This window comes from Rickettsia akari str. Hartford (assembly GCF_000018205.1).
GTDB classification, from domain to species: Bacteria; Pseudomonadota; Alphaproteobacteria; order Rickettsiales; family Rickettsiaceae; genus Rickettsia; species Rickettsia akari.
In genome coordinates this window covers 820,360-842,217 of sequence record NC_009881.1, presented here as the reverse complement: position 1 = coordinate 842,217, position 21,858 = coordinate 820,360, and the positions used below count along the sequence as shown (strand labels likewise).

The following is a 21,858-nucleotide window of genomic DNA, read 5'->3' as shown; positions in this document are numbered from 1 at the left end:
CAGTAACATTTTTTAACATAATAAACATGCGCTATAACCTAAAACAATTATTTAAACAATATAAAGTAAAAGGTTTGTCGATTAATTCTAAAACCGTTAAGGAGAATGATGTCTTTTTTGTGCTTAAGGGACAAAATGTCGATGTAAATGATTTTATAAATGATGCTTTAAATCAGGCGGTAGCATTAGTCATTACGGACAATAAAAAAAGTGCTACTATAGATAAAATAATCTACGTAGAAGATGTACAAGCAGCTTTATATGAAGCTATAGAAATTTTTTATCCTAAGAAACCAAAGAATTTGATAGCCGTAACCGGTACTAACGGCAAAAGCTCGGTAGTGTCCTATATAGCTCAAACATATTCATTACTTGGAAAAAAAGCCGCATCTATCGGCACGATAGGTGTAGAGATTTTTGGATGCGATAATCTTATAAATGATGTGACGGAATTAACCACACTTGATTATTTAAGCTTTAGAAAAATTGCACATAATTTAGCTGAAAACAATATAGAATATTTGGCTTTTGAAGCTTCTAGTCATGGTCTTAATCAAGCAAGACTTGGGGAAATAAAAGTAAATATCGCATGTTTTACTAGCTTTAGTCAGGATCATCTAGACTATCACTATACAAAAGAAAATTATTTATTAGCCAAACTGAAATTATTTACTGAGCATTTATTACAAGGCGGTCTTGCAATATTAAATTCTGATATAGAAGAAATAGAGTTTATTAAAGATTATCTGCTTAACCATAATATTAAATTTATCACTGTTGGAAAAAAAGGTGATGTACAAATAACTAAAATTAATGGTTCTTTAAAAGGACAAAATATTAGTTTTGCATTTAATAATAGAGAATGTAGTTTTAATACCTCTATAATCGGTAGTTTTCAGGCTAGCAATTTGTTAATTGCCGCTCTTAGCATTCATTATATCGGATGTGATTTTAATAAAATAGTTGAAATTCTAACGCAAGTTAAACCGGTAAAAGGCAGAATGGAAAGGATAGATAACACTAATATTTTCGTTGATTATTCCCATACTCCGGATGCTCTTGAAAAAGCTTTAACAGAGCTGAAAAATATTAAATTACGTGATAGTAAGTTAATCGTGGTTTTTGGTTGCGGCGGTAATCGTGATAAAACAAAGAGAAGTCTTATGGGGCAAATAGCCGCCAAACTTGCCGATACCGTAATAATTACCGATGACAACCCACGTCATGAAGATCCAAAACTGATCAGAGCCGAAATCATAAGCTGTATAGAGAAAGCGGATTATATGGAAATTGCAAATAGAGAAGAGGCTATTAAATATGGTATAAATAATTTAAAACAAGATGATATTTTATTAATTGCCGGCAAAGGTCATGAAAATTACCAAATTATAGGAGATAAGAAATTACCTTTTGATGATGCTGAAATTGTAGGGAAACTAACGTTATTGCAAGGAAAGGCAAAGCATTGACGCAGCAATCCCATGCCAAAATCCTGAGATTACCACGCTCCTTACAGTCGCTCGCAATGACGGGTTTGGCATCTACGTGGGCAATGCCATGCGGGCATGACATAAACAAGCCATACAACAACACATAAATAACAAAAACATATGATCTGGAACTCTAAAACTTTAAGTTTTGCTCTTGGTATAACAATCTCTAATTCTATCAATTGTAATGAGGTACAATTAAACTCTAAAGATGTTAAAAAAGGTGACTTATTTATAGCACTTAAAGGTAATAGAGACGGTCATGATTATGCTCTAGATGCTATAGATAAAGGGGCGGCAGCCGTAATTGTTAGTAAGCAAGTAGAGATAACAGATAAAGATAAAATTCTCTTAGTCGATGATTGTTTTGAAGCTCTAAAAAAAATGGCTCTATATAAACGAGAGAATTCAAAAGCTAAATTTATAGCTATAACTGGTAGTGTCGGTAAAACTTCCACTAAAGAAGCATTAAAAATATTATTACAACATGATTCGTTAGTTTTTGCAGGTAGAGGCAACTTTAATAACTATTTGGGGTTACTTATTAATCTTGCATCAATGGCTGATGATATGGAATATGCTATTCTGGAGCTTGGTATGAACCATAAAGGCGAGATAAGGGAACTGGTTCAAATATTAAAGCCGAATATTGCTGTGATTACTAATATTTCGGAAGCTCATTTAGAGTTTTTTAACTCGCTTGAAGAGATAGCTGAAGCTAAATGTGAGATTTTTGAAAATTTTAGCAAAAATGATATTGCTGTTATTAATGCCGATACTAATTGTTATAGCAAAATATTATCGATATTAAAAAACCTTTATATTGATAGGGTATATAACTTCGGCATATTGCATAATACACATGCACAATTAGTTTTATATGAGCACCTAGGAGCGCAAGTCCGCTTAAAATATAAGATAAATAATAAATCCTTAGAGATCACTATACCGTTCATTCCTAGGCATTTTGCAAAAAATTACACCGTGGTACTTTTAATTATCGATATATTAGGTAAAGATATAGAGATAGCTGCAAATCACTTAGCAAATATTTATCCTACTAAAGGAAGAGGGGATATTATCAATATACAAAATGCTCGTGTAATTTGTGATTACTATAACGCAAGTCCCAAGTCAATGCAAGCTGCATTAGAATATTTAAAGCAAGTAATGGCTGAGAATAAAACCGCTATAATAGGCGATATGCTAGAGTTAGGGAAAAATTCTAAACTGTTACATGAGGAACTAGTGCCTTATATATTAGATGTCGGTTGTTCTAAGATCTATTTAGTAGGAGTAAATACTAAATATATTTATGATTTACTTCCTTCCAAGATAGCTAAAAAATACTTTAAAAATGTTGATGAATTAATTACACATATTACGGATTTATTTAAAGGTAATGATCTTATCTTAATAAAAGGTTCAAGAGGTCTAAAACTTGATAAGATTGTTGATTATTATAAATAAATACACTAGGATATTTTTAATGTTGTGTGGTTTGGTACAATGGTTGTCATCCTGCGACTTGATCGCGGTATGACATCGAGTGCGTTTTTCTAGCTATACAAATAATACCTTAAATATACTTTCTAATTTAAATCTACAAATGTTGTACAATCTTTTACTTCCTCACATTCATAATTCACATATAGCCAATTTATTTCACTATATTACTTTTCGTAGCGGTCTTGCTATTATTATAACTCTAAGCCTTAGTTTTATAATGGGTCCGATATTAATAAAATTTCTGCGATCGCTTCAAAAAAACGGTCAGCCTATACGCTCAGACGGACCTGAATCGCATCAAACAAAAGCAGGTACTCCGACAATGGGAGGCATTATGATTATTTTGTCTAGTGGTCTTTCTACTTTATTACTTGCTGATTTAACTAATCAATATATTTGGATTACGTTATTTGGTTTTATTAGCTTCGGTATTATAGGATTTATGGATGATTATGCTAAGGTAACTAAAAATAACCATTACGGGGTCAGAGGCAAAAGTAAGCTTGTACTGCAAGGAATTATTAGCTTAATTATATGTGTTTTACTAGAATATCTAGATAAAAATCCAAGTCATTTGCTTAATGTACCGTTTTTTAAAAATTTAAATTTGGATCTTGGTTATTTTTATATAGTGTTTGCTATATTTGTTATAGTCGGCTCTTCTAATGCAGTGAATCTAACGGATGGGCTTGATGGTCTTGCTACCGTTCCTATTGCTTTTACTGCTGGTTCTTTTGCTTTAATAAGTTATTTAGTAGGAAATCTAATTTACTCGCATTACTTGCAGTTAACTTATATACCTAATACTGGGGAGTTAACAGTATTGTGTGCTGGATTAGTTGGTAGCTGTCTTGGATTTTTGTGGTTTAATGCACAACCGGCAGAAGTTTTTATGGGTGATACCGGTAGTTTAAGTCTTGGTGGTGTACTTGGAATTATTAGCGTCATTACTAAGCATGAAATAGTTTTAGCTATTGTCGGCGGCTTATTTGTTATTGAAACGGCATCTGTTATTTTACAAGTATATTATTTTAAAGCTACTCAAGGAAAAAGAATATTTAAAATGGCACCGCTCCATCATCATTTTGAAAAACACGGTTGGGCGGAATCAAAAGTCGTAATAAGATTTTGGATTATTTCGGTTATATTCGCTCTTATAGGCTTATCATCATTAAAATTACGTTAAATATAACATAAATTAACGTTCTCTTTGATTTTGTACAAGAAATTTACTATAATGCTGACATTAATTTATAGTAGGTGTATGGCGTGGCTCAGGAAATAGATATAAATAAATTATTAGCACAAGAAAATAATGCTTTAAATGCTATATTAAGCCAAGTAAATGAATTATGCACACAAAATAAGAAGTTGCAAGGTTTAATCGAAATACAAAATAAAACTAAAGAACTAGCAAAAGAACATAATAGATCGTTGCCTTGGTTTAAAAGACTTGTAAAAACAGTTTCTAACGTAAAGTATATTTTTGTAAAGAGTGAAGAACAGTTAACAAATGAAGCGATAAAATATAATAACAAAGTATTAAAAAGTATTGATAATAAGATATATAATATAGCGGCAAAATCTGCACCGTTAAAGCAAGAATTACAAGAAGAAATCGCAAAAAATTTTAAGGATTTAACAAAGAAAGATTTATCTAAAGAGCAAAGAGAAAGATTATCAGAAGTATATTTTAGCTATAAGAGCAAACCTGAAAGATTCTCAGCTCTACATATTACAAATCCTTTACAATTCATTAATGCTGAAGAACTAGAGAAACAATATAATTCTTTAAATGCTACAAGACAAAACATCCAAAATTTAATATCCGAGAATTCTAATATCAAAGAGCTTAAAGAAATACAAAAACAGGTTGCTGAAATTAGAGAAGAAATACCTTATACATTTTTTGAAAAATTAAATAATATTTGGCAAAATGTTAAAAATGTTTTTGTAAATAATAAGGAGAAGATTTTAGCAAAAAACAAAGAAAGTAATACTAGAACAATTAGAAAGATTGATGAACAATTATATAAAACGAAGCATAAATTTGAGGAATTAATTGAAAATAAGGAAAGAAATATTAATGATATAATTTCAAAGTTACCTGACAATGAGGAGTTAAAAAATATAGTAAGTAATTTTGCAAATCATATGACTTCAAAAAAGGAGCCAATCTTAACCACCTCGTCCATCGCTAAACCTTTGGAAAATAATATAACAAGGCCTCCTCTTTTATCACAAAATAATATTCCATCACCCCCGCCTTTATCGAAAAATAACATTCCGCCACCGCCACCGCCACCGCCGCCCCCTATGCCTACGGCTCAAACTGATGCATTATCTAAGCCTGTAGGCGTTACTACGGTTAAAAAACTGGAAAATCAACAACGTCCTTCTCTAGATACTTCTGATTTAATGAGAGAAATAGCAGGACCAAACAATCTAAGAAAAGTTGAAAAAACGGATGTTAAGATACAAGATTCTAGAGATTTATTGCTGCAGTCTATAAGAGGTGAACACAAACTAAGAAAAGTTGCATTTGATCCTAATACAGGAAAACCGGTTGCACATTCTCATAGTAAGCCTGCTAAGAATGTTAATCAACCTAATGGAGTTGCATCAATTTTAGCACGCAGAGTTGCTATGGAGATGAGTGATAGCAGCAGTAGTGGAAGTGAAAGCGATAGTGATAGTGGTAACTGGAGTGATATTAGTGTTAATAGCGATAAACCAAAGGCTCTAAAAAATCGAAGAGAACGAGATGGTAAAAGGACTACGCATGCTCAAAAGATTCTAAGTAATAGGAGTTCACAAAAACCATCATTTGTTAGAAGTTAATCTTTAAGTATGCTTTGTTGTGTGGATACCTAAGCCGTCATTGCGAGGAGCCGTATGTGACGTGGCAATCCAGAAAATAATTAAAAAAATTTTGTAAATAAGAATTTTTTACTGGATTGCTTCGTCAATTGCTATACAATGTCTGCACAATGACGATTCGGGGTCTACCTTTTAAACTTCTTAGTCACTTCAACTATTCTTTTACCAAATAAATTAGCAGTTTTTAGATCGCCTTGGCTAGGAGCAATATTAGGGGAAGATTTATGGTTAGATTGAGTCATAAGTCCTGACAAGATACACAGAAGCGGTTAATTTTATCAGGATCAGGCATATCATGATCGGTAAAATTTGGTGAGCTTTCAGCTTACCCGATCCAGATCATACAATGCTGAATAGTGAAGTGAAATATCTGTTGAATACCGCATAACTGATCGCCTAAATAAGAAATAGAATTAGTAAAAGCTGCAGCTATTTTATCTTTCCATTTTTGTTGTGTCTATCTAGTTGAGGTAGCTTCCATAAATATTTTAAATGATCCGGCTAAACTACCCATATAGGTATGGACTCCAAAAATGATAGTATATGCATTGTCTAATAAATCCCAATCGGTATTATCAAGTTTGTCATTATTTATTTGTATAATAGAAACATTTGCTCTTGCTGCTTTTACGCTCTTGTGTATTTCTTCAGCTACTTTTGCAGCATGACCATATTCATTATAATATACGATAGTTACTTTAACGATTTTCTTTTCTATATAAATATTACAATTCATTTTGCTTTTCATGGTGTTACCCACAGGCTTCCTATGTCATTCCCGCGTAGGCCCTATCATAAAGCTAGATTAAATAGAGCTTTTAACAATCTTGAAAGTACTGGATTCAAGCCTACGCGGGAATGACATGAACCGGTCCATACTAAACACACATCTCTTATAAGCATACAATAAACTCGGCTCCAGTTTTAGACTTTAGCTCATCAATAGTAACATCGTCACCCTTTCTAACTAATATCATTTCATCTTTATCAATATCAAAAATTCCAAGATCGGTAATGATTCTGTTAACTACTTTTTTGCCTGTGAATGGAAAAGTGCATTCTTTTAATAATTTAGCACTGCCGTCTTTTGCGTTATGTTCCATTATAATAACTACTCTTTTGGTGTTAGCGACTAAATTCATAGCTCCTCCCATACCTTTAACTATTTTACCTGGAATAGTCCAGTTGGCAAGATCGCCTTTTTGTAAGACTTGCATAGCACCTAAAATAGTTAAATCGACATGCGAACCTCTAATCATCCCAAATGAAAAGGCACTATCAAAATATCTACTGTCAGGTAGAGCAGTAATAGTACAGGCATTAATTAAATCAGGATCTTCTTCTCCTGTGTAAGGAAAATTGTCCTATACCAAGCATACCGTTCTCGCTTTGAAATATTACATTCATTCCTTTAGGTATATACTTTGTAACAAGAGTAGGGATACCTATACCCACGTTGACATATGACCAATCTTTAAGCTCTTCTGCGGTTATTTTGTACATTTGTTCTTTAGTACAAGACATATTTATTTTTCTCTAACAGTTAATTGTTCAATACGTTTTTCATATTTCTTACCTACTATTAATCGCTGTATGAAAATATTAGGTGTATGAATATTATCAGGTTCTAGCTCTCCTATATTGACTATTTCTTCTACTTCACAAATTGTGGTTTTTGCTGCTCCTGCCATGACTGCATTAAAGTTTCTTGCAGTTTTATTGTAAATTACGTTGCCGCTTTTATCGGCTTTAAAGCATTTAGTTAATAGCAATGTCAGCTTGAAGTGCTGTTTCCATTATATATTTTTCGCCATTAAACTCCTTTGTTTCTTTACCTCCTTCAACTATTGTACCTATACCTGTTTTAGTATAAAAAGCCGGAATGCCTATGCGCGCTGCTCTAATGCGTTCAGCTAAAGTTTCTTATGGGTTTAATTCAAGCTCAAGTACTTTATCAAGATATTGTTGCTCAAAAAGCTTATTTTCTCCGACATAGGAAGAAATCATTTTTTTATTTGTTTATTTTGAAGAAGAAGCACAAGTCCAAAATTATCAACACCGCAATTATTGCTTATAATAGTTAAATTTTGAATATTGCTTTTAAGAAGTGCATTTATTAGATTTTCGGGAATACCACATAGACCGAATCCGCCTGACATGATAGTCATGCCGTCATAAAGAAGTCCTTCAAGAGCAGCTTCAGTCGAAGGATAGATTCTATTCATAAATTTTCAATTATTTAGTATCTATTAGATTTAAGAAATTATGAGGATTTAAAAGAAGTCAAGGACATACAAAAGTTTGGTATGTTAAAAAAATACTTTACAAATTTAAAAATAGTATATATCGTGGCTACTTACGATTAACAAAAATTAATAATACTATGAAATTAAATAAATTAAATTTAACTATTGCGGCTTGTTTTTTGTATTCATCAACAGTATTGGCAACTACATCAAATATTGATGACGATATGGCAATTCAAGAAAATTCTAAAAAAAGTTATAGCTATATAGTTACTTATGATAAAGATATGTCCTCAAGAGCGAGTAGCGATGCTGCTATGTCATTACTTGAAGGTTACCGTCAATTAGATGATGCTATATTTGCCGATTCAGATCATATCGCTATGAATATATTAAGTTATATTACAAGATTTACTGCTGCATCTTGGATTATGGTAGGTAATCATGAAATAGGAGGTCATGGAGCAAGAGCAAGAGAATTTGATTTAAAAGTAACAAAATATGAAGTAGGTCCTTTTAGTGGTACAACACATTTGAAAGTTAACAATCTTAATGCTTTTCAAGTTCATAAGCGCATTGCTGTAGATACAGGTGGGGTTCAAGCAAGCTATTTGTTATCTGAAAATATTAAAGATAGATATATGACAAGTAACAAAATTAACCCTACTTACGGTATAGGTTATTTAGTCGCAAGACTAGATCAAGCAGTTTATATTTTTAGTACTAAGTTTAACGCTAAAGATAAAGACGGTAATGATATGAATGCATATGTAAAAGTGATTAACTCCATATACGGTGAAAATTATATTACTAAAAATAAACTTCGTTCATATGCTTGTTTAGATTTATTTGATCCGTTTTTATTCTATTCAGGATATTCATTTATAATGAATCAAGATCTTAATAATATTCCAATGTTTGAGTTGGGAGAAGTGAAATATTTACCTGCGACCAGAGCGATACTTGCTCCATACGGTTTAGAGCGTGGTTTAGTTAACCATTTTGTTGTTGATAATAAATATATTCAAGTTAATATTAATTACGGCAAAAATCAGAAATTTAAGTCTTACGGTGTTGGGGTTAAAGCAAATCAATTGATCGAATTCGATTTTGGCGGTTTAGGTTTAGAAGCTGCATTTTGGAATCAGCCTAAAATGTTAACCGCTACTCCTTTAAAAGAGAGCTGTAAACAAGGTGGATTTGGGGCAGTTAATTTTGAGCTTAGCTTAAATGAAACATTTAAGATAGTTGGCTCAGGCGGCTACAAAACAGCTGGTTTTCTAGAAGGTATGCCTTTGAAATCCTCAGCTATTCTTAGAGCAGGGTTAAAATTAGATTTATAAGCATTGCAAAAAACATCATTGTGAAGCGGCGTTGCCAGCGTGGATATCGCTCCGTCATTACGAGCGACTAAAAGGAGCGTGGTAATCCAGTAAAAATAGTAAAAATGCTATATTTTACTGGATTGCTTCGTCAATTGGTGCGTAAATTCCTCGCAATAACGACTTTTATCAATGTAACTATATTTATTACGAATGACTTTCTGAATCCCCTGCAATATCTACTTGTGTTTCACCTGTAAGATAATTCTTAGAAAATTCACTATGGTGTAGTTTCTTATCTTTTTGACATATAAAATCTTTAATTGCTCCACCTTGATCCATAGCTATATTAAATGCTTCTTAATCTAAATGCATGTAGCGTAAAAGATTATTTACTTTTTTATCTTTCCTGTTATTCCTTCATAAAGGTATTGATTACACGTTAAGCTGAGTAATAATAAAGTGTAAATTGCTGTTATTTCTTGAAATTTTGGATACAATCTATGAAAGCTTTGTATACAATAGAGGAGTGCAGTTGTTCTGAGGGTAAACATATCTTAGTAAGAAAAACTAGGTAGATGATAGGATCAAGTTTAGCGATTTTTATAAGACTTTTTCATCTAATATTATATTGAAGTTAGGCTGTATACGTGGTATATCGATAACGTTAGTAATTTCAAACATTAATTATTAATTTTTTAAATCTTCTACATTATCTGCCTTCATTGCTGTTTGGAATTTACTTCCTAATTCTTCTACAGTATATAAATTTCTTGTGGATTAGTAAACATATTAACCTCTATTAATTTATTTTATAAAATAGCAAACAAATATAATCATGTAAACTAAAAATTCTTATTAATTTTCTTAGCAAAATCATTTAGAATATATGTTTTAGATTCTTTAAAATATATGCTAACTATTCTAGAAAAATTTTTATTTTCTTCCATAAAAACGTTCATCAATATACGTGAAGATACCGTATATGCTTTGAAGAGGCTCGGTATTAATAATATTCGTGATTTATTATTTTATCTACCTGTGTCATACAAAAATAAAATATTATGGCCCAATTTAACGGAAGTCAGAGACGGGGAAATAATACAAACGGAAATTGTAATTGAGAGTGTTAATTTACCGAAAAAAAGTAATCAGCCTTTAAAAATTACGGCTAGCCATGATACCGGTTCTTTGTTATTAGTGTTTTTTCATAAACCACCACCGTTTATTTTTAATAAGCTGAAAGTCGGAACAAAGCATATTATTAGCGGTAAAGTACAATTTTTTGATCATTATTTGCAGATTTCGCATCCTGAATTTATTACGAATCCTAAACTTGCAAAAGAAATAGAGCCGATTTATTCCCTGACATACTTGCTTAGTAACAAGCAGCTATATTCATATATTATAAAAGCAATAGAGATATTTGAAGAGAAGTGTAAAGTGGTGGAAGATAAAGAAGTGAAAGAATATTTGGATGAGATATTGCAGAGTTTGAATGTTTTGCATGTAAGAGAGGTTGTCATACAGTTGCTTGACCACGGTATCAATAAAAGCATAAAAAAAGACTGGATCCCGCGCTCAAGTCGCGGGATGACACAGGACAAATCTAGTAGGTATGACACTGAGTCGTTCAAAAAACAACTAGCAGCCAAAGAACTAATCGCCAATCAAATATCTCTTTTTAATGTACGTACACAAATGAGTAGAAGACAAGGTAATATTTACATGAAAGCTGCAGCTATTCAAGCAAATATATTAAATGAGTTAGGATTTGAGTTAACGCAGTATCAAAAGCAAGTCATAGAAGAAATAGAGTTTGAGCAAAGCGATAAAGTAGAAATGATGAAATTACTGCAAGGTGATGTTGGCTCCGGTAAAACTCTGGTAGCTTTGCTTACGATTGTAAATGTGGTAAAAGCTGGATTTCAAGCAACGCTTATGGCTCCAACCGATTTGCTTGCCAATCAGCATTATGAGTTTTGTGTTAAAGCTTTAAAAAATACTAATATAAGAATTGCGTTACTTACCGGTAAAATCCTTGGGGCAGCTCGAAAAAATATCATGCAGCAGCTCAAAAACGGCGAGATTGATATATTAGTCGGTACTCATGCTTTATTTCAAGAGAAAGTAAGCTTTAAGAAGCTAGGTTATATAGTGATCGATGAGCAGCATAGATTTGGGGTACAGCAGCGTTTGAACCTGATAAATAAAGGACTAAATCCCGATGTTTTAGTTATGACCGCAACGCCGATTCCTCGTAGTCTTGCACTTACTATGTTTGGTGATATGAGTATCTCAAAGCTAATGGGTAAGCCAAAAAATCGTTTGCCTATCGCTACAAATACCATGTCAGTTAATAAGATAGAACATATTATCGAATCGATAAATAAGAAGCTTATAGCAGGTGAGCGGGTATATTGGATTTGTCCATTGGTAGAGCAGAGTCCCTCCCATGATGTCATACCGAGGCTTGACCCCGGTATACAGAAAAAAATTAAAAAAGACTGGATCCTGTGTAGGAGCCACGGGATGACAATGGAGGAGGAGCAAGAGGATAGTTTATTAATGGATGTGATTAATCGTTTTAACTCTATCGAAAATATATATCAAGGTTATACCGGTATTATTCACGGTAAGATGAAGAACGAGCAGAAAGAGCAAATAATGAAGCAGTTTAAGGCAGGTGAAATTAAGATATTAGTTGCAACAACTGTTATTGAAGTCGGAATAGACGTGCCTGAAGCGACTTTGATCATTATTGAAAACGCTGAGAGATTTGGTCTCGCTCAGTTGCATCAGCTTAGAGGTAGAGTAGGGCGAGGCTCGTTGCAGTCATATTGTATATTGCTCTATAATCCTAAAAGGCTTGGAAAAGTTGCACGAGGTAGGTTTGAGATAATGAAACAAACTAATGATGGGTTTTATATTGCTGAGCAGGATTTAAAACTGCGAGGTAGCGGTGAGGTTTTAGGAGTAAAGCAAAGCGGTGAAATGGAGTTTTTCTTTGCTGATTTGGCAGAAGATTATGATCTATTACTTAAAGCTCATAAATTTGCGGCAATATGTTCAAAAGGTAATTTAAATTTTATTAACTTTCAGATAAGGCTTTTCGCCAAATCGCAAGTAAGTGAATTGGTTTAGGTTTAATGATTTTCGTCATTGCCGCAGCCACTTTATAGCTTTGCCATGACGATGTAGCAACGTTCGTACACTAGTGGCTGTACCAAATACTGATACTCAAGCTATTAGTATTGTATTATGTTTTTATTCTGTATGTACTGTTGGTAACAGTATTTCTCAATTTAATTCCATCTCATGTGGAGTATCTAGGTTATTAGGATAAAGTGTATAATAAGACGGATGCATATCCTTTAATGATTGAACTCCTATTTTATTAAAATCATGCAGCTCTGCTATTTTATGATAAAGAATTTTTGAAATCTTTTACTGTCTGCTACTGCAGCAATCTCATAAATTGTATGACAGCTATTATTAGGTATTAAAGGAAATAATTTAAAATCAGTTTCCGCGTTTGCCTTACTAAAATAATTTTTTATTTTAGTATAGGAGTATTTTGTGATTGAAGTATATTCATTAAAACTGAATTTCCTGCGGTGTCCTTATAATGAAGATGAAGTTAACCAGATGAAAGTAGTAATTTTACAGTTTTATAAGAATTATTTTGTAATGAAGTTTTGAAAGCTTCATCTAGAGTATTTACAGCATTATAAGCCCGTATAGTAGCAGCTAATCTGATTTATAAGTAAGTTATTCAAAATGCTTTTTGGTGTTGCTATTAGTACGTGTAGTATCGGCATAACTTAATTCATTAATACTACTTAATATCCGTATAGCTTATATATTAAAAATTTTTTATATACAAATAAGACATAGTAATATACATATAATGGCTCTAAATGTCAATTAATTAGTTGTTATTTTTGCTATTTATAATATTCGGTTAAAATTTATTTACTGATACACTATTATCCAATTAGTCCTGTGTAATTTCCGCAAGCCTAGTAAACAGAGCGTCCATCATATCCCAGCCTTTTTTTTGAATAGTGAGTAAAGAAAAATCATTAATATTTATTTGTTTTAATAAATCTATTCCCATTTGTTCATGTTCAGGATCAAGATGCATATGTGTTTTGAAATGTTTTGCTGACTTATGATTTAAAAATATTGATCCCAGTTTTTCATAGAATATAGTAGCACAAGACTCTATTACTAAATGGACAAGAACAACTCGCTCACTATCTCCAAGAGTCATCATTTTTAGTGTAAACCAAGAACCTAAGGCCTCAAAAATAGAATCTGTAACTTCTTCACCATTTTCTAGATTTTGGGATAATTCTATATTATGTCCAAATTCATCGGTAAGATGCTCCCATGCAAGTTGTTTAAATTCTGTTGTTTCAGAAAACACTACTCTTGCTAATACCATTTTTTGAAATGCGTCTGACCAAATCCGAAAATGTATAAGAAATTTATTTTTTCGTATGGTACTATCTAACTTAATTTTAAAAAGTTTATTGTTTCTAAATTGCTCTTTATATTGTTCATTATCCAAAATTAAGCGATCTATTATATTCATATATTTAATGATCAATTTATTTAAATATATTAATATTAACTAAATTACGCTGTCACTAATTATTAATGTTTATCTACCAATTTTTAAAACCATATGTGTATTTATAAATGAATATGAATTGTAAGATTATAATTTGTATACAATAGATATATATAACATTACGACTTATCCATTTGAGATTTATTGGTATTTTTTGTGAGTAATCTCTTGAGATCATTAATATGTAAGTAATTGTTAAAAAAGTAAGGTTTAAAATTAAGTCAGTATTTGAAAAATTAAAATCACTAAAGGGAATCGCAAGAGTAAAAAGAGTTGAATGCACTAGGGAAGCAAAAATTGCTATAAAACCGCAAAGTTTGAAATTTATCTGCTCATGTTTTGCAATAAATCCAAGTATCATTATAGCAATCACAAGAGTCCCGTAATCAATCAAAGCCCAGCTAATATACCACAATATTACCATTATCACTACATTGCAATAACCACTATAGAAAAAGCGAGTTAAAGAATTACGAAAATAATAAATATACCATTGCCCTAGATAGATAGAGATTAGAATATGTGTAGTAAAAAACTGTTTAAATAGTACAGTAGTATATATTTGTAGCAAAACTCCGCATATTATTATTCTAGTTTTTGGCTTATCATGAAAATTGTAACCGGCAAAAAAGCAAAATATCGGCATAGCCGTGCGACCTATAATTCGCATAACCGTTAATTCAGGATATAGATATAAACCCACATGATCAATGCTCATGGCTATAATAGCTAAGGTTTTTAGCAAATCCTGATAATTTGATTTATTTTTTGTTATTATCATAATTGACCACTTTTAATAAATATGCTGTGCCGAAAAATGTTCCCATTCCCACTGCAATTGTACTACCTAGCATACAGACCTTAATCAGGAAATATTCCGAATAAAAATATTCTAAATAATAATGTTTTATTAAAGCAATTATAATAGACATTAATGTACAGCATAACAAAATTTTACCGCAAAAAAGTTTTATACCGGCTTCTATATGAAGCTTATTTTGTTTTGTAGTATAGCTATATAATAAACCTAGATTATACCAAGCTGCAATAGATGTACTGACTGCAATACCGATATGTTTCAAAGAATCCATTAATAATAGATTCATATCGGTATTAATTATGATTGAAAATAAGGTTATTTTGAGCGGTGTTTTAGTATCTCCGTTAGCATAAAAAATAGGAGTTAAAATTTTTGCCAAAATAAAAGCAGGAAGTCCTAATGCAAATGCAGAAATAGCCTCGGCTGTATTTGTAGTATCTTGAGGCGTGAATACTCCTCTTTCATAAATTATATTAATAATCGGATTAGATAGAATGATAATACCGAATGTTGCAGGCAGTGATAATAACAGCCCCATTCTAATAGCATTATTCTGTATTTTTTTTGCAGCTATTATATCATTTGATTTATAGATTTTTGACAGCTCAGGTAGCAATATAGTAGCAAAGCTAGTACCTATTATCGATAAAGGAAATTGATATATCCGGTCGGCATAAGATAATATAGAAATAGCACCTTCAATAAAGCTAGCAATAGATTGGGATATGAAAAGATTTAATTGCTGTACGCCGGAGCTAATAGTTGCCGGTCCCATATTAATCAAAAGCTTTTTTACATCGGGATCGCTTGGGTTAAAAATTATTGGAAAGTTTAAATCTGATCTTTTTACACAAACAAACATAAAAGAAACTTGTAATATTCCGGCAATTATTAAAGATAAGCTAATTGAGGTAGTAGACTCTATATAATTATCAAATGTTAAAGTAAAAATTATTACGCATATACTTAAAATAACCGGTGAAAAAGCAAAGGCTGCAAATTTCTTTACAGAGTTTAATATTCCGCCAAGTAGAGCTGTTAATGAAACAAATATTAAATAAGGCATTGTAATGCGGCATAAAAATACCGTAAGCTCGAATTTTTCTTTTTTACCGTGAAATCCAGGAGCAATAAACAACATTAATTGTGGCATGAAGATTTGTATTAATGCTATTATTACTATTAATGTTAGAAGTAGCAGGGTAAATACCTCGCCTGAAAAATTATTAGCGGCTTTCTTAGAAATAAGCATTTTTTCATTATAAATAGGAATGAATACGCTTGATAATGCCCCTTCTGCAAAAATTCTTCTAAATAGATTCGGTAGTTTAAAAGCAATATTAATGCTATCACCCATAGGCGTAGAGCCAAATAATGATGCGATAAATTGTTCACGCACAAGCCCGAATATACGAGAAATTAGTGTAAAAAAAGCTACTATGACTCCTGAACGAAATAATGTCACTGTTTTATTAATATTACTGTTTTTTATAGATACGTTATTGTAAAGATATATTGTTTGCGTGGATTAGTTTTACCTCTGTCATACCGTGGCTTGTATACAGGATCCAGAAAAAATAATCTAAACGTTATTACCGACAGTACATAGCTTGATAGAATAAACATATAAAAATAAATTTTTATATGTTTTACTGGATACCGTGATCAAGCCACAGTATGACAGCACTACTGTACCTCTAACTAACCCTATCTATTCCTTCATTGATTAAAGTTTCTGCTTTTGCTTTATTTTCCCATCCATTCACCTTAACCCATTTACCTTTTTCTAAATCTTTATAATGCTCAAAGAAATGCACGATACGTTTCTTTAGCATTTCACATAAATCATCTAGTTCTTTAATATGATCGAAAGTAATATCGAGTTTAGAGGTTGGTACTGCGATAATTTTCTCATCGAGTCCTGATTCATCTTCCATCATTAATACGCCGACTGCTCGGCATTTTATAACCGACCCAGGCACTACCGGATGATGAGCTACGACAAGTACATCTACCGGATCACCGTCATTTGAAAGAGTATGAGGAATAAAGCCGTAATTACACGGATAGCTCATGGTAGTTTGCATAAAGCGATCAACAAAAACCGCTCCTGATTCTTTGTCAAATTCGTATTTGATTGGACCGCTATTCATCGGAATTTCGATAATTACGTTTATTTCGTCATCATTTGCTTTTGCTTTGATTTTATCTATAAACATGTTTTTCGTTTTGTTTTTGTCATGCCGTGGCTTGACCACGTCATCTAGTTAAAAATATAAAAACAACTTGTGTTTTAAGTTGTTTTTATGGATACCGTGGTCAAGCCACGGTATGACACCGAGTTCTTTAACTCGGAGGTCTGTAATTTTCATCATGCTTTGCAAGTAATTGCCTTGCTATAAATTTCCTGTCCAACAATTGCCCTATGGCAATAATTCCTTGTCCTTCACGAAATAGGGCAGGGAGGACCCCTTGATATAATATATCTAAATCCTTAATATTATCGGTAATAACAAAACTTATCTTATCAGCAGCAATTTTATTGATTGAGTCTATTTTAACAAGCCCGCCTACTCTTAACTCTTTGCCTTCTTCTATCTCATTAATTTTTGACGGCGGCAAAAAAAATACTATATTTTTCTCTAAATTGTAAAGTATTATACTAATTCCGAGAGCAGCTGAGCAGAAACAAATAATTATTGTTATTAATCTATTTCTTACTCTCTTTTGCATTAAAGTTCTGTTTATTTTTCAGTGACTTGTAATTTAAAAAAATTACGATTAATAGTATGGATAAGGTTAAGAAGGTAAATAAATACGCTACCAATATATAATTATTCATTTCTTAAAAACTCCATAATGTCCTTAGGTGAAGAATCTAAATAGAAATGTTTTAGATATTTTCCATTTGCATCGATTAAATAGGTAAAAGATGAATGATCAAGCATATAGTTCGGGTCGTCATCATCACCATTTACACGAGCATAGAAAACCTTAAATTTATCAGCTACATCTTTTATTTGCTGTTCGTTACCGGTAAGACCTATAAATTTCGGATGAAAATGTTTTAAATATTCTTTAAGCACTTCAGGTGTATCACGTTTGGGATCAATAGTGATAAAAATAGGTAGAATATCTATTTTGTGTTTATTTAAAATTTCTACAATTTTCGTCATGTTATTTAGAGAGGTTGGGCATATATCAGGACAACTAGTAAATCCAAAGTAAACAAGGCTTAAGTTCCCTTTCAACGTTTCACTATTAAATATCTCTCCATTTTGGTCTATTAGTTCAAAATCACCGCCGATGTTTACGTTATCTTCATAGATATTAACTTGACCGGCAAGCGGTTTTTCAGGTGTGCTTAAAGATAACAACAAATATAGTGCTCCTACTCCTATTAACAAGCTAATTACGATAATTATTTTTATAATATTTGATTGCATTTTCATAAGATATTACCAATTTTCTAGTTGTAATCCTAGCTCACTTGTAGGTTTTGTTGTAATACGTTCGATCTCATTCCCGCGTAGGCGGTAATCCAGCGTAAAGCGCCCTTTAAAAAAGTTTTTTAAAAATCTTTAAAGTATATTGGATTACCGCCTACGCGGGAATGACATAAATGAGCTATGCAACAACGCAAGTTTTTCCTCGCAATGACGTTAAAACTACGACTACCACAAAGTCTACTCTTTTACACCAAACCTAATTTCTTAGGTTTAAAATATTTTACCCAAATATCTATTAACAATTTAGTAATGATCATTGCCGAAAACATTGAAGATATAATCCCGATCGTTAATGCAACGGCAAAACCTTTTATTGCCCCGACTCCGAATATATAAAGTAAAAAAGCAACAATTAACGTAGTTAAGTTAGAATCAAGGATAGTAGCAAATGCAAATTCAAAACCGGTTCTAATGGCATAAAGATTAGAAACACCTTTATGCAATTCTTCTTTAATCCTTTCGTAAATCAATACATTAGCATCAACAGCCATACCCATAGTTAGTATTATTCCTGCAATTCCCGGCATAGTTAAAGTAGCTTGGAAAAGTGAAAGTAAAGCTAGAATATATAACAATGCAAGGCTTAATGCTATATTGGCGAATAAACCAAGCACGCCGTAAGACCAAACCATAAATATACAAACTGCTATAAATCCTATAAGCCATGCCTTTTTGCCCGACTCTATAGAGTCAGCACCTAAATTTGGACCTATACTTCTCTCTTCAATAATTTTAAGTGGGGCAGGGAGCGAACCGGCACGCAATAATATTGCAAGTTCATTTGCCGACTCAACGGTAAAATTTCCCGTTATTATACCGCTTCCGCCAATAATCGCTCCGTTTATCGTTGGAGCACTTAGTAATTTATTGTCTAAAACTATAGCAAGGCGTTTACCGATATTATTTTTTGTTATTTCACCGAATATTTTACTACCTAAATTATTGAAAGAAAAGGCAACTACCGCTTGTGAATTTTGGTCAAAAGAAGCTGAAGCAGTTGTAAGTTGATCCCCACCTAAAACAACTTTTTTCTTTATAACTACATAATACTCCCCATGACTTTCGTTAGCTCCCTTAACTAGCATTGAACCGACAGGGACATGTCCTTTTACCGCTTCTTCGATATTGGCATTTTCATCAACTAAATGAAAAGTTAGTTTTGCAGTTTTTCCTAATAGATTCTTCAGGTAAGAGGGATTTTCTTCTCCGGGCACTTGCAGTAATATATGCTTATCGCCTTGCTTCTGTAGTGTTGGCTCCTTAGTGCCGGTACTATCAACTCTCATGCGAACGATCTCAATAGATTGGTCTACTACCTTATTAAGTAAGTCATTTAATCTAGATTCGCTGTAGCTAAGCTTTATTTTATTTTTATTTACGTCAGTGATAATTTCCGGATCGATTTTATTAATTATTTTCTTTAAAGGTTTTAATTCCTCAGGCGATCTTACTTCTAATTGAATATTATTTTGTCTAACTAACAGATTTTTATAGCCGATTTTATCCTTGCGAAAATTTTTGCGTAAAGTATCAGCAAGATTTTCCATTAAATCATTTAAGTAGGTATCAAAATCAACATCGAGTAATAAATGCGCTCCTCCTCTAAGGTCAAGCCCTAAATTTACTGAATCATGAGGCAGAAACTTAGAGTTTATATGCATAAAATTAGGTAAGGCACAAATAACCGCAAAAACCGTACATATAATTGAAAGAAAAATTTTCCACTTAGGAAGATTTTGCACCGTTTACCCTCTTATCTTTTTTGTTATTTTCTTTTTTTACTGCTACTTTTTTTGTACGACTAGTTATATCGATAATAGCACTTTTTAAAGCTTTAATACGTACGTCTTTAGCTATTTCGATTTCAACATTATTGTCATTTTCACTTACTTTAGTCACAATACCGTAAATGCCGCTATTTGTTAGAACTTCTTCGCCTTTTTTAACGTTACTTACTAATTTCTCTATTTCTTTGCGTCGTTTTTCTTGTGGACGTAATAATAAGAAGTAAAATACAGCAAAAATTAAAACCATAGGTATTAAGCTTGTTAACCCTGATTGCAGAGCATTTGTTTCTACAGGCAATACCTCAGTTGCCTGTATCTCCATAGTGTCGTTATTATTTACCTGACTATCTTGCGTCTTTTCTGACATATGTAATTTCCTAATTGTTGCAATAAAATAAAAATAGCTACCTAATAGCTTTAATGCAAGGGTAAAATAAATAATTGATTACAACTAAAATTGCCGATATAAAAAATTATATAGAAGAAAAAGCGGATTTATTAATTGCTTGGTCTCGTATAGAAAAATGAGAATAAGTAACTTCATGAGAAGATATTCAGAAAAAATATTGTCTAAAAGATTGAATTTATGATAAACATAACTTATGTTTCTTGCGAAAGAACGTTGTTGCTTGGACTGATTTGCCGTCATTGCGAAAAGAATTACGTAGTAATTCAACGAAGCAATCCAGTAAAAAACTCTGATTTACAGAATTTTTTTAATTTTTTTTATGTATTGCTGCGCCGCTGCGCTCCTCGCAATGATGGTTTTGGTTCCCACACAACAACGCCATGCAGGCACAACATAAAACGGAAAAAATCACTGGAGCGGGTGAAGGGATTCGAACCCTCGACTTCGACCTTGGCAAGGTCGCGCTCTACCCCTGAGCTACACCCGCTTAAATATGAGGACATCAGTAAATAAATTCTAACCGACAATTTAATTCTTTTTGGCGGCAAATTACAGGATTTTTTTGAAATATTGATAATATCACCTCAAAAATCTTATGAACTTTCTCTAAAAACGCTCTTTATGTACAAAGTTTAAGGGGATCAAAATTAATTACATATAAAACGCCTTAATGTTTTTTTTATCTAAGCGGATCTGAATATAAGTAATTATAAGATAAATTGCAAGTGTTAAATTAGAAATTTATTGGCATTGCTAAATAAAGATAGATTATTTAATAAATAAACGCCATTGCAAAGAAATTACAAAGTATATTGATTAAGCACTCTAGTTAAAAATTCTGTAAACTAGAATTTTTTATTATTATTTTTTTACATTGATACGCTCCTTTCAGTCGTTCAGCTCATTAGGCATTATTGTGTAGATCGATAAAATCCACTGTGTCACCTAGTGTGCTTGACCACGTGGTCCATAAAAACAATAAAAAATACTATAATAATTTTAGTATTTTTAACTGGATACCGTTGTCAAGCCACGGTATGACAGAGGTGAAATTGTACCACGCAACAAGCTCAACGCATTACAGTACTGGTCTTGAGTTAGCAATTCTATAAAATCTAATTTTTTTAAATTGACTGTTATTTTTATATAACACAGTATAATTCTTTATTAATTTTAACTAATTTGCAAAATAAGTATGTTAAGTTACGCAAAAGAGCAAAAGAGTTTAGCCTATAATCAAAAAGAAG

Annotated in this window: 16 protein-coding genes, 1 tRNA gene and 2 pseudogenes; 6 read left to right on the top strand and 13 right to left on the bottom strand. The window is 32.1% G+C overall.

Going from position 1 to position 21,858, the window contains the following annotated elements; genetic code table 11:
* The first annotated feature begins 26 nt into the window (after positions 1-26).
* From A1C_RS04170 to A1C_RS04155, 4 genes are all read left to right on the top strand, one after another.
* Positions 27-1,469 carry a UDP-N-acetylmuramoyl-L-alanyl-D-glutamate--2,6-diaminopimelate ligase gene (locus tag A1C_RS04170; protein WP_012149826.1) on the top strand — a complete coding sequence of 481 codons (1,443 nt, stop codon included), beginning with the start codon at positions 27-29 and terminating at the stop codon, positions 1,467-1,469.
* A 141-nt stretch (positions 1,470-1,610) separates the two neighbouring features.
* Complete coding sequence (locus A1C_RS04165) at positions 1,611-2,960, top strand: UDP-N-acetylmuramoyl-tripeptide--D-alanyl-D-alanine ligase (RefSeq protein ID WP_012149825.1); 1,350 nt, start codon at positions 1,611-1,613, stop codon at positions 2,958-2,960.
* Positions 2,961-3,099: 139 nt separating this feature from the next.
* Positions 3,100-4,185 (top strand): phospho-N-acetylmuramoyl-pentapeptide-transferase, encoded by a 1,086-nt coding sequence (gene mraY, locus A1C_RS04160; RefSeq protein ID WP_041816848.1) that lies wholly within the window; start codon positions 3,100-3,102, stop codon positions 4,183-4,185.
* Positions 4,186-4,268: 83 nt separating this feature from the next.
* The gene (locus A1C_RS04155; RefSeq protein ID WP_012149822.1) at positions 4,269-5,840 is read left to right on the top strand and encodes a hypothetical protein; all 1,572 of its coding nucleotides are present in this window, start codon (positions 4,269-4,271) and stop codon (positions 5,838-5,840) included.
* Between the two features lie 496 nt (positions 5,841-6,336).
* On the opposite strand, the gene A1C_RS08720 is transcribed toward A1C_RS04155, so the two are convergent.
* The 3 genes and pseudogenes from A1C_RS08720 to A1C_RS08715 all read right to left on the bottom strand — a co-directional run bounded on the left by A1C_RS08720 (position 6,337) and on the right by A1C_RS08715 (position 8,104).
* Positions 6,337-6,627, bottom strand: coding sequence for a flavodoxin domain-containing protein (locus A1C_RS08720; RefSeq protein ID WP_232279089.1), 291 nt, complete (start codon positions 6,625-6,627; stop codon positions 6,337-6,339).
* Between the two features lie 145 nt (positions 6,628-6,772).
* Positions 6,773-7,403, bottom strand: a pseudogene (locus tag A1C_RS04145) (3-oxoacid CoA-transferase subunit B).
* 2 nt (positions 7,404-7,405) lie between these two features.
* Positions 7,406-8,104: pseudogene (locus A1C_RS08715) on the bottom strand (CoA transferase subunit A).
* 218 nt (positions 8,105-8,322) lie between these two features.
* Here A1C_RS08715 and A1C_RS04135 point away from each other — a divergent pair.
* Complete coding sequence (locus A1C_RS04135) at positions 8,323-9,468, top strand: hypothetical protein (protein WP_232279088.1); 1,146 nt, start codon at positions 8,323-8,325, stop codon at positions 9,466-9,468.
* A gap of 186 nt (positions 9,469-9,654) precedes the next feature.
* Here A1C_RS04135 and A1C_RS09110 read toward each other — a convergent pair whose 3' ends face one another.
* Positions 9,655-9,789, bottom strand: a complete 135-nt coding sequence (locus A1C_RS09110; protein WP_012149817.1) for a hypothetical protein — start codon at positions 9,787-9,789, stop codon at positions 9,655-9,657.
* Positions 9,790-10,359: 570 nt separating this feature from the next.
* Between A1C_RS09110 and A1C_RS04130 the strand changes: the two genes are divergently transcribed.
* Complete coding sequence (locus A1C_RS04130; protein ID WP_012149816.1) at positions 10,360-12,591, top strand: ATP-dependent DNA helicase RecG; 2,232 nt, start codon at positions 10,360-10,362, stop codon at positions 12,589-12,591.
* Positions 12,592-13,444: 853 nt separating this feature from the next.
* Here the strand turns inward: A1C_RS04130 and A1C_RS04125 are convergent.
* The 9 genes from A1C_RS04125 to A1C_RS04080 all read right to left on the bottom strand — a co-directional run bounded on the left by A1C_RS04125 (position 13,445) and on the right by A1C_RS04080 (position 21,098).
* A complete protein-coding gene (locus tag A1C_RS04125) occupies positions 13,445-14,047 on the bottom strand; it encodes a hypothetical protein (protein WP_012149815.1) in 603 nt (200 codons plus the stop codon).
* Between the two features lie 73 nt (positions 14,048-14,120).
* Positions 14,121-14,867, bottom strand: coding sequence for a TraX family protein (locus A1C_RS04120; RefSeq protein WP_012149814.1), 747 nt, complete (start codon positions 14,865-14,867; stop codon positions 14,121-14,123).
* A complete protein-coding gene (gene murJ, locus A1C_RS04115) occupies positions 14,848-16,371 on the bottom strand; it encodes a murein biosynthesis integral membrane protein MurJ (RefSeq protein WP_012149813.1) in 1,524 nt (507 codons plus the stop codon). The genes A1C_RS04120 and murJ overlap by 20 nt, the downstream gene beginning before the upstream one ends.
* Positions 16,372-16,603: 232 nt before the next feature.
* Positions 16,604-17,125, bottom strand: coding sequence for an inorganic diphosphatase (ppa, locus tag A1C_RS04110; protein WP_012149812.1), 522 nt, complete (start codon positions 17,123-17,125; stop codon positions 16,604-16,606).
* A 127-nt stretch (positions 17,126-17,252) separates the two neighbouring features.
* Positions 17,253-17,639, bottom strand: a complete 387-nt coding sequence (ccmE, locus tag A1C_RS04105) for a cytochrome c maturation protein CcmE (protein ID WP_012149811.1) — start codon at positions 17,637-17,639, stop codon at positions 17,253-17,255.
* A 101-nt stretch (positions 17,640-17,740) separates the two neighbouring features.
* Complete coding sequence (locus tag A1C_RS04100; RefSeq protein WP_012149810.1) at positions 17,741-18,358, bottom strand: SCO family protein; 618 nt, start codon at positions 18,356-18,358, stop codon at positions 17,741-17,743.
* A gap of 242 nt (positions 18,359-18,600) precedes the next feature.
* Positions 18,601-20,157, bottom strand: coding sequence for a protein translocase subunit SecD (secD, locus tag A1C_RS04095; protein WP_012149809.1), 1,557 nt, complete (start codon positions 20,155-20,157; stop codon positions 18,601-18,603).
* Complete coding sequence (yajC, locus tag A1C_RS04090; RefSeq protein WP_012149808.1) at positions 20,141-20,569, bottom strand: preprotein translocase subunit YajC; 429 nt, start codon at positions 20,567-20,569, stop codon at positions 20,141-20,143. Before yajC ends, secD begins: the two co-directional genes overlap by 17 nt.
* Positions 20,570-21,023: 454 nt before the next feature.
* Positions 21,024-21,098 (bottom strand) — tRNA-Gly (locus A1C_RS04080).
* Positions 21,099-21,858: the final 760 nt, after the last annotated feature.

Bases quoted from the DNA above. Each gene is read 5' to 3' on its own strand.
- A1C_RS04170 (WP_012149826.1), top strand. From the start codon at position 27: ATGCGCTATAACCTAAAACAATTATTTAAACAATATAAAGTAAAAGGT.
- A1C_RS04165 (WP_012149825.1), top strand. From the start codon at position 1,611: ATGATCTGGAACTCTAAAACTTTAAGTTTTGCTCTTGGTATAACAATC.
- mraY (WP_041816848.1), top strand. From the start codon at position 3,100: ATGTTGTACAATCTTTTACTTCCTCACATTCATAATTCACATATAGCC.
- A1C_RS08720 (WP_232279089.1), bottom strand. From the start codon at position 6,627: ATGAAAAGCAAAATGAATTGTAATATTTATATAGAAAAGAAAATCGTT.
- A1C_RS09110 (WP_012149817.1), bottom strand. From the start codon at position 9,789: ATGGATCAAGGTGGAGCAATTAAAGATTTTATATGTCAAAAAGATAAG.
- A1C_RS04130 (WP_012149816.1), top strand. From the start codon at position 10,360: ATGCTAACTATTCTAGAAAAATTTTTATTTTCTTCCATAAAAACGTTC.
- A1C_RS04125 (WP_012149815.1), bottom strand. From the start codon at position 14,047: ATGAATATAATAGATCGCTTAATTTTGGATAATGAACAATATAAAGAG.
- A1C_RS04120 (WP_012149814.1), bottom strand. From the start codon at position 14,867: ATGATAATAACAAAAAATAAATCAAATTATCAGGATTTGCTAAAAACC.
- ppa (WP_012149812.1), bottom strand. From the start codon at position 17,125: ATGTTTATAGATAAAATCAAAGCAAAAGCAAATGATGACGAAATAAAC.
- ccmE (WP_012149811.1), bottom strand. From the start codon at position 17,639: ATGCAAAAGAGAGTAAGAAATAGATTAATAACAATAATTATTTGTTTC.
- A1C_RS04100 (WP_012149810.1), bottom strand. From the start codon at position 18,358: ATGAAAATGCAATCAAATATTATAAAAATAATTATCGTAATTAGCTTG.
- yajC (WP_012149808.1), bottom strand. From the start codon at position 20,569: ATGTCAGAAAAGACGCAAGATAGTCAGGTAAATAATAACGACACTATG.